The organism is Ensifer sp. Root142 (assembly GCF_001426785.1).
Taxonomy (GTDB): domain Bacteria; phylum Pseudomonadota; class Alphaproteobacteria; order Rhizobiales; family Rhizobiaceae; genus Ensifer; species Ensifer canadensis.
This window is the reverse complement of record NZ_LMFK01000023.1, coordinates 275,504-289,220: the sequence shown is the minus strand read 5'-3', so window position 1 is coordinate 289,220 and position 13,717 is coordinate 275,504. Positions and strand designations below refer to the sequence as shown.

Here is a 13,717-nt window from a genome sequence, read left to right as displayed (position 1 = left end):
GAGCCTTACTTGAAGCCCCGCAGCATCGTCATGAAACGGGCCTGTTCGGCCGGTTCGGTCTGGAAAGTACCCGTAAATGTGGTGGTCAGCGTTGTCGAGCCTTGCTTCTGAACGCCGCGCATCGCCATGCACATATGTTCAGCCTCGATCATCACCGCGACCCCGCGGGGCGCCAGCGACTCGTCGATCGCCTTGGCGATCTGGGCCGTCATCGATTCCTGCGTCTGCAGCCGGCGACCATAGATATCGACCACGCGGGCGATCTTCGAAAGCCCAAGAACCCTTCCATTCGGCAGATAGGCGACGTGCGCCCTTCCGATGATTGGCACCATGTGGTGTTCGCAATGGGAATAGAACGGAATGTCCTTGACCAGCACCATGTCGTCGTAGCCGGCAACCTCTTCGAAGGTCCGGCCGAGCACGTCTTCGGCTGCGAGATCGTAACCACTGAAAAGCTCGCGGTAGGACTTGGCTACGCGTGCCGGCGTATCCAACAGGCCCTCGCGACTCGGATCATCACCTGCCCAGCGCAGCAGAACGCGCACGGCGTCCTCGGCCTCTTTTTGCGTCGGCCGGTCGCTCGCATTGTCGAGCACGGGGAAATTCTTCACTATGGCATCCATAATGGCCTCTTTGCGCAATACGGGGATTGCTTGACGTTTTATCTTTCGGACAACTCGCCACTGGCCATTCGCCTAACCCTGCAGGCTTGGGTTCCGTCGGCGGGCTCCGGGGCTTTCTGGTCCTTGCTTAGCAGTGCAATGGACCGTCCGGCACGGTTTCCCAAACAACAGGCGACATTTTGATCCTCTTGCGGAACTGTCGCCCCAACACGACATAGCATATAGTATGGTGCCACAGAGATGAAAGAGGCCGAGGGGACTGCGTCGTGCTTTTTTCCTGCCTATAGGAGAAAATCATGCGCCGATCACCCAAAACCGCGAAAAATCAGCCGGATCGCGTCAAATGATGGATGACATTTACAACAATCGTATTCTCGACTTCGCCGGCAATATCCCGCGTATCGGGGTTCTGGAAAATGCCGATGCCGAAGCGGTTGCGCATTCGAAGCTTTGCGGCTCGAAGGTCCGGATCTGGCTGAAGATGGACGGCGACGTGGTCACGGATTTTGCCCATGACGTCAAGGCTTGCGCGCTCGGGCAGGCATCGTCGTCGATCATGGCTCGTCATGTCGTCGGCGCGCAGGCGAGCGAAATCCGAAAGGCCCGCGACGAGATGCTGGCGATGCTGAAGGCCGACGGGGAAGGTCCCTCTGGCCGTTTCGAGGACATGCGGTTCCTGAAGCCGGTGAAGGACTACAAGGCCCGGCACGCCTCGACCATGCTCACTTTCGATGCTGTCGTCGATGCGATCGGCCAGATCGAGGCCAGGCGTCTGGCGACGGCCGTCTGAGCCATGTGCCGGGATCCGCATTGCGAACATCCGCCCATGGCTGGCTCTGAGTCTGCGGGCGGCGGGCGCAACTGGTCCGGTCCTTTCCGCAGGACGCCGGGGCGCCTGCTTGGCATGGCCTTCATCCGTGCCTATCAGTTGACCCTTTCCAGTTTCATCGGCAATGCCTGCCGGCATCTGCCGACCTGTTCGGAATATGGCTATGAGGCAGTCGCACGCCACGGCCTGTGGGCCGGTGGTTGGATGACGCTTTTTCGCGTCGCGCGTTGTGGCCCGGGCGGAACCCATGGGTTCGACCCGGTGCCGGAGCGCCTGAAGGGCAGGCATCATTGGTATGCGCCGTGGCGCTACTGGCAGCCGCGGCCAAAGGGCGGATGAACGCGATGACGATCCCGATGGAATATCGGCAGGCTTCGGTCGATTTCGACCGCTTCATCACCGATGCCCGCGATATCTCAGGGCTCCAGACGACGAACCAGGCCTATACGATGGTTCAGGCCGTGCTGCAGACCTTTCGTCGTCGCCTGGATGTCGAGGATGCGATCCTGTTTGCCGACGTGCTGCCGCCGGTTCTAAGAGCGATCTTTATCGCCGAGTGGGATCTCGAAGAACCCACGAGCCCGTTTTCGGGAAGGACGGCTATGACGCTCGAAGTGCAAGCGCTGCGTGGAGACCACAATATTTCGCCGGATACGGCAATTGCCGATGTGGCGGCAGCCTTGCGGAAGAACGTCGACGAAGCGAAGCTCGATCGCGTATTGGCCCATTTGCCGGCCGGTGCCGCCGACTACTGGCGTGCATGAGCCAAGGAGTTCCCTGCGTGAACAGCTACGTCGCGCTGCTCTATAGTATCGTGCTCAGCGAAGGGCGGCGCGTTGTGATGGGTGATCTGAAAGCCATGGCCGAGCGGCTCGGTCACCGGTCACCGCGCACACTCGCCGCCACGGGCAACCTGTTGTTCGAAACGGACAGGGTTGCCGTCGGAGAGCTGGAGGCGGCGCTCGAGACGGCATTCGCCGAGACGTTCGGCCGGCAGGTCGACATCATCGTTCGTCCTGGTTCCGATTGGCTGAGGCTTGCCGCAGCCAATCCGTTTCGCGTTGAAGGCGAGGAGGACGGCACCCGCGTCCATGTTCGCGTGATGCGCGAGCCGCTTTCCGGCGCCGTGCCTTCGGATTTCGAACGCTATTGCACTGCCGGCGAGCGTCTGGCGGTCGTCGATGGCGACCTTTGGGTTCATTTCACCGGCCAGGCAAGCGAATCGAAACTGCTCGGCGCCTTGACCAAAAAACGTCTCGGCATCGGCACGTTCCGCAACTGGAACACGGTTAAGGGCCTCGCCGCGATGCTTCGTGCATCCTGCATGTTTCCTTAAATCCTATTCGATTTAAGGATAAAAACATGCAGCCATTCAAAGTGCTACAGCGACCTTTGCGCGTCTGATAAGACGCGCGGCGCTGTAGGCTGTCCTTGCCTTTACTCCGTTTCGAAAAACCTCTATCAGGCCTGCGTCAAATAGCCGGCGGAAGCCGGTCAGTCATACCACACCATACCACCCGCATTCGTTGGCGGGACTGGATAGGAGATCATGATGTCGAATCCCGTTTCCCTTACATTTCCTGATGGCTCCGTCCGCGAATACGCCCCGGGCACGACCGGGCGCGATGTCGCCGAGTCGATTTCGAAGTCGCTGGCCAAGAAGGCCGTCGCCATCGCGCTCGATGGCGAGCTGCGCGACTTGTCCGATACCATCGCCGATGGCCGCATCGAAATCGTCACCCGCGACGACAAGCGTTCGCTTGAGCTGATCCGCCACGATGCGGCGCACGTGATGGCGGAAGCCGTGCAGGAGCTGTGGCCGGGCACGCAGGTGACCATCGGACCGGTGATCGACAACGGCTTCTACTACGACTTTGCCAAGAACGAGCCCTTCACGCCCGACGACCTGCCGGTCATCGAGAAGCGCATGAAGGAGATCATCGCTCGCAACAAGCCGTTCACCAGGGAAGTCTGGCCGCGCGAAAAGGCACGCCAGGTCTTCGCCGACAAGGGCGAGGCCTACAAGGTAGAGCTGGTCGATGCGATCCCGGAGGGCCAGGATCTCAAGATCTACTATCAGGGCGACTGGTTCGACCTTTGCCGCGGCCCGCACATGGCCTCGACCGGCCAGATCGGTACGGCATTCAAGCTGATGAAGGTTGCCGGAGCCTATTGGCGCGGCGACAGCAACAACCCGATGCTGACCCGCATCTACGGCACGGCCTGGCATACCCAGGAAGAGCTTGACCAGTACCTGCATATCCTGGCCGAAGCGGAAAAGCGCGACCATCGCCGCCTCGGACGCGAGATGGATCTCTTCCATTTCCAGGAAGAGGGTCCGGGCGTCGTCTTCTGGCACGGCAAGGGTTGGCGTCTGTTCCAGACGCTGACGGCCTATATGCGCCGCCGGCTCGCCAACACCTATCAGGAAGTCAACGCGCCGCAGGTGCTCGACAAGTCGCTGTGGGAAACGTCCGGTCACTGGGGTTGGTACCGCGACAACATGTTCAAGGTGACGGTCGCCGGCGACGACACCGATGACGAGCGGGTCTTCGCGCTGAAGCCGATGAACTGCCCGGGTCATATCCAGATCTTCAAGCATGGCCTGAAGTCATACCGCGAACTGCCGGTGCGGTTGGCCGAATTCGGCAACGTCCATCGTTACGAGCCATCCGGTGCGCTGCACGGGCTGATGCGCGTGCGCGGGTTCACCCAGGATGATGCCCACGTCTTCTGCACCGACGAGCAGATGGCGGCCGAGTGCCTGCGCATCAACGATCTGATCCTTTCGGTCTACGAGGACTTCGGCTTCAAGGAAGTCGTCGTCAAGCTGTCGACCCGTCCGGATAAGCGCGTCGGTTCCGACGAGCTCTGGGATCGCGCCGAAAGCGTCATGACCGACGTGCTGAAGACGATCGAGGCGCAGTCCGAAGGCCGCATCAGGACCGGCATCCTGCCGGGCGAGGGCGCCTTCTACGGTCCGAAGTTCGAATATACACTGAAGGACGCGATCGGCCGCGAATGGCAGTGCGGCACGACACAGGTCGACTTCAACCTGCCGGAGCGCTTTGGCGCCTTCTATATCGACAAGGATTCCGAGAAGCGTCAGCCGGTGATGATCCACCGGGCGATCTGCGGTTCGATGGAACGCTTCCTCGGTATTCTGATCGAAAACTTCGCCGGCCACATGCCGCTGTGGATCTCGCCGCTGCAGGTCGTCGTCGCGACAATTACTTCCGAGGCAGACGACTATGGTCGCGAGGTCGCGGAGCTTCTGCGTGATGCCGGACTTACGGTCGAGACCGACTTCCGCAACGAGAAGATCAACTACAAGGTCCGTGAGCATTCGGTGACCAAGGTTCCGGTCATCGTCGTTTGCGGCAAGCGCGAGGCGGAAGAGCGTTCGGTCAACATCCGGCGTCTCGGCTCGCAGGCCCAGACGGCGATGTCGCTCGACGAGGCGATCGCTTCGCTCTCGGCTGAGGCCACGGCGCCTGATCTCAAGCGCAAGGCTGAAAAGAAAGCCCGGGGTTAACACCCCGGGACCTTCGCTCTGTCAGCAAACTGTCATATTAGCGGAATATCCGGATGCTACAGCGCCGCGCGTCTTATCAGACGCGCAAAGGTCGCCGTCGTACTTCGAGTTGCTGCATGTTCCTATCCTTAAACCGGGTACGATTTAAGGAAGCATGCAGGAGGCCATCCATCGGAGACTTCCGTGCAGTTCAAAGAGCTGTCTTACGCAAATGAAAATGACCGGCGCCTGAAGCGCTGGTTCATCCGCTCCATGGAGGGCCTGGCGGGTCGCAACCGATACGTCAAGCTTTACGCGCGTTGGCAATCCGACGTCGTCGGCAAGAGCGACCGGATCTTCGGCGAGATGCTGAAGCTGATCGATGTCCGCCTGCGGCTTCAGGGCGAATGGCCGCCTCGGCACCTGCCGGACACCCCCTGGTTATCGTTGCCAATCATCCCTTCGGCATCGGCGATGGCATTGCCGTTCTGGCGCTTGCCGAGCAACTCGGCAGGCCGTTTCGGGTGCTGATCAACAACGAGCTGTTGAAGGTGCCGGAGATGGCGCCCTATTCGCTGCCGGTGTCCTTCGAGGAGACGAAGGAGGCCTTGGCGCTGAACATGGCGACGCGCCACGAAGCGGTGCGATTGCTGAAGGACGGCGTGACGATCGTGATCTTCCCGGCCGGCGGCGTAGCAACGGCGCGCTCGGGCTGGGGCAGGGCCGAGGATCTGCCGTGGAAGATCTTTCCGGCCAAGTTGATACAGGCCGCGCGCGCGAACGTCATACCGATCTATTTCGAGGGGCAGAACGGCCGCATCTTCCATCTCGCCAGCAAGGTCTCGCTGACGCTCAGGATCTCTCTCCTGATCCGCGAATTCCGAAGGCTGTCGGGCACGACGATCGCGGCCCGCATCGGGCATATCCTCACCTGGGAAGAGCTTTGCTTGCATGCTGACCGCAAGGATCTGCTCGGTCGCATCTACGAGGCGGTCTTTTCGATGGCACCGCCGCGTCGCCGTTTCCTCAAGCGTGCCGGCTGACGTAGCGTCAGGCGTGCCTGCCGCACGGTCAGCCTGGCGGCGTCAGATCAATCCTGTGCTTCCGCGGCTGCTTCCGGGCTTGCGGCCGCGCCGCCATTGGTCAGCAGCACTTCGATATCGGTGTTGACGCCGGCCTTCACCGTGAAATCGCGCTGGTAGATCTTGTTCTTGTTTCTTGCGACAGCCGTATAGTTGCCCTCGAGAAGAACCAGCGTCGGGAACGCCCCTTCCTCCTGGTCGACGATGTCGCCCGCCGAAGTCAGGATCGACCAGCCGGTGTCGGCGATGGCTTCGCCGCCCGGCTCGGAGACCAGCTTCAGCGTCAGCTTCGCAGCCTTGTGCTGGATCGTCGCTTCGGTCAGCTTGCCGGCTTCCACCTGGATGTCGGCCGTGATCACCGCATTTGTCGTGCCGTAGTTGGAGCTGACATGATAGGTGCCGGCGCCGAGGCGAAGGACGGTGCTGGGCTTCACGTCGGCGGCAATCAAGGCCCGTTCGCCATCGCTCTGCGTTTCGGACGAATAGATGGAGAAGCTGAGTTCGCCCGGCGGGATGCGCACATCGCTGCCTGAGACCGCATTCAACGTCATGCCGCCAGCATCAAGGACCAGTACCTGCTTGTCGAGCACGCCGTCTTCCGGGATGCGGATCTTGCGCGTCGCGGCCGCACGGCCAAATGCGACGTTGACGAAATACTCGCCCGGCACCAGGCTGAAGGCCGTCGATCCGCCTTCGGACGTCGCCAGCAGCGGCAGCTTGCCGTCGCTTCCGGGGATCGGGCTGAACACGCGCCAGGTCAGGCCGGCCTCGACGGGCTGACCCTTGCCGGTCAGAAGCGCCTCGAGTTTCACGTCCTTCAGTGTGCCGCCCTGTGTCGGGTCGCTGGTCAGCGGACTGAAGCCGGTCAGCTTCTGCGTCTTGCCGGTGGTGGAAATGGAGGGAAAGCTCTCGAAGGCCTCCGTGGCGTCCTGCGCCAGGACGCTGCCGGCGGTGATGCTTGCGAGTGCGACCGCCAAACCGGTTCTGATGAAAATACGAGGGCAGGTGCGCATGAGAGCAGTTGACTTCCTGACTGGGTGACTCCACTTGAGACGCCGGTATGGCATTTTCGTGGCTGCCGGTCGGCGGCAAAATAGTGGAATTCACCCAATATGAAAACCGAAATAAAGCTCGTTGACTATCTCGCGTCCCGCCGGTCCATTCCCGCTTTTCAGATGGGTGAACCAGGACCCGGTAGAGCTGAAGTCGAGGAAATGCTGAAGCTCGCCTCGCGTGTGCCGGATCACGGCAAGCTCGCTCCGTGGCGGTTCATCGTTTACCGCGGCGAAGAGCGGGCGCGCATCAGCGCCGAACTGAAGACAATGGCACTCGCCAAGAAGCCCGATCTGTCTGACGAGATGATCAAGGTCGAGGAGACGCGGATGACGCGGGCTCCGGTCGTCGTTGCGGTCGTCAGCAAGGCAGCCCCGCATTTCAAGATCCCGGAATGGGAGCAGCAGATGTCGGCCGGTGCCGTTTGCCTCAACCTGCTTATGGCGGCCAATGCGCTCGGCTATGCCTCCAATTGGCTGACCGAATGGTACGCCTTCGACGAAGCTGCCTATCCGTTGCTCGGCGTTGAGCCGGGCGAGAAGATCGCCGGCTTTATCCACATCGGCACCGCTACGGTCCCGCCAACGGAGCGTCCACGCCCGGAACTGGCCGAGATCGTCACCTGGGTCGGAGAAGACGCCTGATGTTCTACGACACGGCCGCAAACAGGCATGGCCTGCCGCATGATCCGTTCAAGGCCATCGTCTCGCCGCGGCCGATCGGCTGGATCGGCACGCGCGCCACGGACGGCTCGCTGAATATCGCGCCCTATTCCTTTTTCAATGCGATCAGCGACCGGCCGAAACTCGTGATGTTTTCGTCGAGCGGCTACAAGGATTCGGTGCGCAACATCGAGGCCACCGGCGAATTCACCGCCAGCTTCGCCAGCCGGAATCTGAGCGAGGCGGTCAACAAGACCTCGATTGCAGCTCCCCATGGCGAGAGCGAGTTTACGATAGCCGGGTTGACGCCGGTTGACGGGACGTTGGTCAAGGCGCCGTTCGTGGGCGAGGCCTATGCGGCGCTGGAGTGCCGGATGACCGAGATGTTCCAGCCAAAGGGGCTCGATGGCGAGCCCTCGGACAATTACGTCGTCATCGGCCAGGTGGTCGGCATCCACATTCGCGACGAGGCGATCCGCGACGGTCGTTTCGACATGGCGACGGTCCGCCCGCTCGCCCGCCTCGGCTACATGGATTACTGCGACGGCGGCGACGTCTTCCAGATGGTGCGTCCCACGCGCTGAGGCGTGGGTAGTCGGAGGAAGCGTCAGCCGCCTGTATCCAGCCATGCCGCTTGCTCCGGCGAGCGGCAGACCACGGAAGAAAAGCCATTGGCGCGGCTGGCAGCGAAGGCGCGCCGGACGGCCTTTTCAGTCACTGCCGTTTGCGGCAGCATTTCGTAACAGCCAAGACCCGCTTCATGGGCGCGAAGAGCAGCAGCGGCGCGCCCGGCGGCGATTGGTGCGACCAGAACCTCATCCTGCGGCTCCTTCGATGGTCTGCAGCCGATAGCCGCCGCCAGCGCAGAGGCATCGAAAATAATTCCTTCGAGACGCGGCGAGCTTTCGCCAAGGGAGTAGGGCGAAAGTACGCTTTCGGGGACCGAGCCATATTCGGCAAGGATAGCGACCTGCTGCAGGCGATTGCCTACGTTCGCCTCCGCGACGCGCAGCATGACATCGAGCCTCTGCACATCTGCGCGGCTCCGGCATCCGGAAAGCAGGACGCCGCTAATGTCGTTGCGAAGAAGCGAGGCCATGTCCTCCGCTGCCAGGCGGTTGATTGGAGCGATCCGTGCGAAGACACGGCAGGCACCGCGCGCGACTGCCACCAGCTGAGCTAGTGCATCGTCACCAAAACCGAGATCGACAATAATGCCATCGAAAGCGTTGAGATCGACGGACGTCGGTAGCGGCGCGCCGGCGCTCTGAAACAGCAGTGGTTTCATGGTTTTGAAGCGGTTAACGGACATGGTGAACCAATCTTAAACCTTTGCCGGCTAGGCTTCCAACATCAGGTGGCTTTGGGTGTCTAGTGGGGCGTCGGTGATCATACAAGCATTTCTTCGCTGGGTGGAGACGGCGAGAACGGGCGATCGTGCCCGCGCTGCCCGGGCCCTCGGTCGCGCCTATGTCGACGCGCAGATGAACGGTATTGATCGTCAGGCTGCCGAAATGGCAATGACCTTTCTGCTCGACGATCCCTCTCCGAAGGTACGTTCGGCTCTGGCCGAAGTGCTCGCGCCATCCTCCGATATTCCTCGTGCCATCATTCTCGGGCTTGCCGAAGACCAGCCGGAAATCGCCTACATCGTCATTTCCCGCTCGCCTGTTCTGACCGACGAGGACCTTGTCGATCTTGCAGCCCGGGGCTCGGTCGAGACACGGGCGCTGATTGCGGCCCGCGCATTCGTGTCACGTTCCGTCTCAGCCGCTATCGCTGAAATCGGCGGCGAAGAAGAAATGCTGATCCTGCTTGAAAATGGCGGTGCCCAGCTGCCGCGCCGGTCGTTGAAGCGGATCGCTGAGCGTCTCGGCTATTCCGCTGCCATCCGCGATCTGCTGCTGGACCGCGCCGACTTGCCAAGCGATGCCCGGCACGCGCTCGTCGAAGAGGTGGGGGCAGCTCTCGCCGCCTTCGGTCTGGTTCAGATGGCGATCGGAAAGACGCGGGTAGAGCGGATCACGCGCGAGGCCTGCGACGTCGCAGCGGTCGGCATGGCCGGCGCTTTGGCTGTGGATGAATTGCCTGACCTCGTCGCTCATCTGCGCGGGACCGGTCGCCTGACGCCGGCGTTCCTGTTGCATGCACTTGTCACCGGTCGGGCGGAGTTTTTCTCGGCAGCCATCGTCGATCTCTCTGGCGTCACGGAAAAGCGCGTTCGCTCGATCCTCTCGAGCGGCCGCATCCATTCCATTCGCGCCCTGTTCGAGAGCGCCGGCCTTGGGCGTGACGTCAGCGAAGCGTTCGCTGAGGCGGTCCTGCTCTGGCGCAAGGACGGCACGACCGGCACGGACGATTGTCGCGCCTCGGTCTGTGCCGCGCTGCTCGCAAGCTTGCACGGTCAAAGGGCGCCTTCGCCGGCCTGCAATGCAATGGCGGAAATTCTCGAGCGTCTGGCCTTTGCCGAGCAACGGCAGTCTGCCCGCGACTATGCCCAATTGGCCGCGCGCCAGGCCGCCTGACGTCAATTCGCCGAAAGGTCAGCCAGCCGTGCTGGCCGCCAAACCACGAGCGCCGAAAGCCTGATGAATGACCCCGCCTGATTGCGTCAGTCGGTGAACCGCCGCGCCACCCAGGAATAACCGTCCTCGATGTAGTGAACCGGCTTGCTGACCAGGGTCTTCAGCTTCTCACGGTCGGGAACGGCGCCGGAGAGAAACGCAAGGGCGCGCTTTGGCAGGGTCGGTTGCACCTCTGCTGCCTGCGGCGCCGGCGTCTCGGGCTGCGGAAGCGGAGCGACGACCTCCGGCTGCGGATCATTGGTGGCGAAGCCGGGGCCGGAACTCTCGCAGACGGCGACGACCACGGGATAGTTGGCATTGGAAAAGCGCGGCAACTGTTTCTGCGAATCCGTATCGCATTGGGCGATCGAGGGCCATGTCCCGTCGACCGTCGAGATATATTGGCACTGGCTGACGTCGTGGTCACAGCCAAGGATGGTCATAACGATCAGGGTGGCTTTCATGGTCTGGCTGTATCCATCTGGGCGCCGGTTGCACGACTTCTGCCTGTGTGATTCTTCCGGAATTAGGGCAATGGCCTGAACGCGCAGAAACAATTTGTTTCGCCGCGTCATTCGGATTGATGGGCAGGTCTGGTCCTTGCGCAATTTGACGTATTGGGTGCCGACCTACAGGCCGTTAGTTTCGCTTCAGAACCGCAAACGAACCAAGCCATTGCCGAGGATAAAAATTGCCTGACGTCACGATCGCCGAAGAGTTACCACGCCAGCCGGAAATCCTGCGCCTTCTGGAAATGTCGGACGCCTATGCCGCATTGCTCTATCCTGCGGAAAGCAACCACCTTGTCGATGTGCCGACGCTGGAGAAGCCAAGCGTATCCTTCTTCGTCGCGCGTTTTGATGGAATTGTCGTCGGTTGCTGCGCGCTGGTCGAAGCCGGCGATGGTTCGGCGGAGATCAACCGCATGTTCGTCGACCCGCAGGCGCGGGGACTGAAGGTCGGAAAGCGTTTGTTGCAGACAGTCGAGCGGCACGGCGAGAACTGCGGTCTTGATATCATCCGGCTTGAAACCGGTATTCACCAGCCGGAAGCAATCGGGCTCTACAGGAGCGCCGGATATGTCGAGCGCCCGCCTTTCGGCAACTACCAGCCGGATCCGCTGAGCCTGTTCATGGAGAAGGCGCTGCGCACACCTGCAGATCTCGATCGATAGTCGGAGCGGCGTCTTTGAAGGCGCCTCGCAAATGGGCAACGCCCGTCGTTTCGGGCGTGCCATTATCGGCTTCACCCACGGTGCCTATCTGCTTGTAAACACATAGGCACCGCGACGTCTCGGTCGATCAGATATCGAGATTATCCGCGAACACGGCGCGTTCCTGGATGAACCGGAAGCGTGCGTCGGCCTTGGTGCCCATCAGGCTGTCGACGGCTTCGCGCGTGCCTTCGAAATCGACGTCGTCGATTTGGACCTTGAGCAGCGTGCGGAACTTCGGATCCATTGTCGTTTCCTTGAGCTGCGCCGGCAGCATCTCGCCGAGACCTTTGAACCGGCCGACTTCGACCTTGCCGCGGCCGTTGAATTCGGTGCGCATCAGCTCTTCGCGATGGGCGTCGTCGCGGGCATAGAGCGTCTTCGAGCCCTGGCTCAGGCGGTAGAGCGGGGGTACGGCGAGATAGAGGTGGCCGCCGCGGATGAGCTCCGGCATCTCCTGGTAGAAGAAGGTGATCAGCAGCGAGGCGATGTGCGCGCCGTCGACGTCGGCGTCGGTCATGACGACGATGCGTTCGTAGCGCAGGTCCTCTTCCCGGTATTTGCTGCGAGTACCGCAGCCGAGCGCCTGGATCAGGTCGCCGATCTGCTGGTTGGCGCCCTGCTTTTCCCGACCGGCGCTGGCGACGTTGAGGATCTTGCCGCGAAGCGGCAGGATGGCCTGGTTCGCGCGGTTACGCGCCTGCTTGGCCGAGCCGCCAGCCGAATCCCCTTCGACGATGAAAAGTTCCGCACCTTCGGCTGTGTTCTGCGAGCAGTCGGCAAGCTTGCCGGGCAGGCGCAGCTTGCGCACCGCGGTCTTGCGGTTGACTTCCTTTTCCTTGCGGCGGCGGACGCGCTCGTCGGCGCGCTCGATCACCCATTCAAGCAGTTTTGCCGCCTCGGCCGGGTTGTCGGCAAGATAATGATCGAAAGGATCGCGCAGGGCGTTTTCGACGATGCGCTGTGCTTCGACGGTTGCCAGCTTGTCCTTCGTCTGGCCGACGAATTCCGGCTCGCGAATGAAGACCGAGAGCATGCCAGCGGCTGAAATCATCACGTCATCGGTGGTGATAATGGCGGCGCGCTTGTTCTGCGTCAGCTCGGCGTAATTCTTCAGACCCTTTGTGAGCGCGATGCGGAAACCTGCCTCGTGCGTCCCGCCTTCAGGCGTCGGAATGGTGTTGCAATAGGAATGGACTTGCTGGTCGCCACCATACCAGGTGACGGCCCATTCGAGCGATCCGTGGCCGTTCGACTTCTCGGACTTGCCGGCAAAGATCTCGCGGGTAACCGTGAACTCCTTTCCGAGCGTTGCGGCAAGATAGTCCTTCAGGCCGCCGGGGAAGTGGAACACCGCCCGGTCCGGTATCTCGGAGCCTTCCGGCAGCAGCGACGGATCACACGACCAGCGGATTTCGACGCCGCCGAAGAGATAGGCCTTCGAGCGTGCCATGCGGAACAGGCGCGCCGGCTCGAAGCGGGCATGCGGTCCGAAAATCTGCGGATCGGGATGAAACCGAACCCGCGTTCCGCGTCGGTTGTGGACGTCACCTAGCTCCTCCAGGCCACCCTGCGGCACGCCGCGCGAAAAGCGCTGGCGATAGAGCTTGCGATTTCTGGCAACCTCGACTTCGAGATCGTCCGACAGCGCGTTGACGACGGAGACGCCGACGCCGTGCAGACCGCCGGAAGTTTCATAGGCCTTGCCGTCGAACTTGCCGCCGGCATGCAGAACCGTCATGACGACTTCGAGCGTCGATTTGCCCGGGAATTTGGGATGGTTTTCGACCGGAATGCCGCGGCCGTTGTCGGTTACCGACAGATAGCCGTCGGCGTCGAGATGGACTTCGATGAAGTTGGCGTGCCCCGCCACCGCTTCGTCCATCGAGTTGTCGATGACTTCGGCGAAGAGATGGTGCAACGCCTTTTCATCGGTGCCGCCGATATACATGCCCGGACGCCGACGGACAGGCTCCAGCCCCTCCAGCACCTCGATCGCCGAAGCATCATAGTCGCCGCTGTCGCTGCCTTTGGGAGCAGGGCGCGGTTCTTCACGCGGAGCCGGCGCCGTTCGCGCAACAGGCGCGGCGTCTGCCACGACGGGCTTCGGTTGTTCGGGTATTGCGGAGAAGAGGTCGCTGTTGTCGTCCATGGGGCGTCTAGATCATTCCTGTCGT

At 61.7% G+C, this 13,717-nt stretch carries 14 protein-coding genes and 1 pseudogene; 10 read left to right on the top strand and 5 right to left on the bottom strand.

Translation table 11 applies throughout. The features are described 5' to 3' along the window. Positions 1–5: 5 nt before the first annotated feature. On the bottom strand, positions 6–623 hold the full coding sequence (gene folE, locus ASD52_RS22435) for a GTP cyclohydrolase I FolE (RefSeq protein WP_025426726.1): 618 nt from the start codon (positions 621–623) through the stop codon (positions 6–8). 343 nt (positions 624–966) lie between these two features. Between folE and ASD52_RS22430 the strand changes: the two genes are divergently transcribed. The 6 genes and pseudogenes from ASD52_RS22430 (at position 967) to ASD52_RS22405 (ending at position 6,009) form a co-directional block, all read left to right on the top strand. Then, positions 967–1,413, top strand: a complete 447-nt coding sequence (locus tag ASD52_RS22430) for an iron-sulfur cluster assembly scaffold protein (RefSeq protein ID WP_025426727.1) — start codon at positions 967–969, stop codon at positions 1,411–1,413. A 3-nt stretch (positions 1,414–1,416) separates the two neighbouring features. Beyond that, a complete protein-coding gene (yidD, locus tag ASD52_RS22425; protein ID WP_025426728.1) occupies positions 1,417–1,791 on the top strand; it encodes a membrane protein insertion efficiency factor YidD in 375 nt (124 codons plus the stop codon). Then, on the top strand, positions 1,788–2,216 hold the full coding sequence (locus ASD52_RS22420) for a DUF2267 domain-containing protein (RefSeq protein WP_025426729.1): 429 nt from the start codon (positions 1,788–1,790) through the stop codon (positions 2,214–2,216). Before yidD ends, ASD52_RS22420 begins: the two co-directional genes overlap by 4 nt. Positions 2,217–2,233: 17 nt before the next feature. Further along, positions 2,234–2,788, top strand: coding sequence for a DUF1697 domain-containing protein (locus tag ASD52_RS22415; RefSeq protein ID WP_057205107.1), 555 nt, complete (start codon positions 2,234–2,236; stop codon positions 2,786–2,788). Between the two features lie 216 nt (positions 2,789–3,004). Then, the gene (gene thrS, locus ASD52_RS22410; protein ID WP_025426731.1) at positions 3,005–4,987 is read left to right on the top strand and encodes a threonine--tRNA ligase; all 1,983 of its coding nucleotides are present in this window, start codon (positions 3,005–3,007) and stop codon (positions 4,985–4,987) included. A 183-nt stretch (positions 4,988–5,170) separates the two neighbouring features. Beyond that, a pseudogene (locus ASD52_RS22405) lies at positions 5,171–6,009 on the top strand (lysophospholipid acyltransferase family protein). A gap of 47 nt (positions 6,010–6,056) precedes the next feature. Here the strand turns inward: ASD52_RS22405 and ASD52_RS22400 are convergent. Beyond that, complete coding sequence (locus ASD52_RS22400) at positions 6,057–7,061, bottom strand: hypothetical protein (RefSeq protein WP_057205104.1); 1,005 nt, start codon at positions 7,059–7,061, stop codon at positions 6,057–6,059. Between the two features lie 99 nt (positions 7,062–7,160). Here ASD52_RS22400 and ASD52_RS22395 point away from each other — a divergent pair, with 99 nt between their 5' ends. After that, positions 7,161–7,745 carry a nitroreductase gene (locus tag ASD52_RS22395; protein ID WP_025426734.1) on the top strand — a complete coding sequence of 195 codons (585 nt, stop codon included), beginning with the start codon at positions 7,161–7,163 and terminating at the stop codon, positions 7,743–7,745. Then, a complete protein-coding gene (locus ASD52_RS22390) occupies positions 7,745–8,347 on the top strand; it encodes a flavin reductase family protein (protein ID WP_025426735.1) in 603 nt (200 codons plus the stop codon). The genes ASD52_RS22395 and ASD52_RS22390 overlap by 1 nt, the downstream gene beginning before the upstream one ends. A 23-nt stretch (positions 8,348–8,370) precedes the next feature. On the opposite strand, the gene ASD52_RS22385 is transcribed toward ASD52_RS22390, so the two are convergent. Next, positions 8,371–9,075, bottom strand: a complete 705-nt coding sequence (locus ASD52_RS22385) for an aldolase/citrate lyase family protein (RefSeq protein WP_025426736.1) — start codon at positions 9,073–9,075, stop codon at positions 8,371–8,373. Between the two features lie 73 nt (positions 9,076–9,148). On the opposite strand from ASD52_RS22385, the gene ASD52_RS22380 reads away from it, so the two are divergent. Beyond that, on the top strand, positions 9,149–10,288 hold the full coding sequence (locus tag ASD52_RS22380) for a DUF2336 domain-containing protein (protein ID WP_057205100.1): 1,140 nt from the start codon (positions 9,149–9,151) through the stop codon (positions 10,286–10,288). Positions 10,289–10,374: 86 nt separating this feature from the next. Here the strand turns inward: ASD52_RS22380 and ASD52_RS22375 are convergent, their stop codons facing one another. Next, positions 10,375–10,791: a hypothetical protein gene (locus tag ASD52_RS22375; RefSeq protein ID WP_025426738.1), complete on the bottom strand. Its 417-nt coding sequence runs from the start codon at positions 10,789–10,791 to the stop codon at positions 10,375–10,377. A 227-nt stretch (positions 10,792–11,018) separates the two neighbouring features. Here ASD52_RS22375 and ASD52_RS22370 point away from each other — a divergent pair, with 227 nt between their 5' ends. After that, positions 11,019–11,501, top strand: coding sequence for a GNAT family N-acetyltransferase (locus ASD52_RS22370; protein ID WP_057214225.1), 483 nt, complete (start codon positions 11,019–11,021; stop codon positions 11,499–11,501). Positions 11,502–11,628: 127 nt separating this feature from the next. Here the strand turns inward: ASD52_RS22370 and parE are convergent, their stop codons facing one another. Beyond that, on the bottom strand, positions 11,629–13,692 hold the full coding sequence (gene parE, locus ASD52_RS22365; protein ID WP_025426740.1) for a DNA topoisomerase IV subunit B: 2,064 nt from the start codon (positions 13,690–13,692) through the stop codon (positions 11,629–11,631). Positions 13,693–13,717 lie beyond the last annotated feature (25 nt).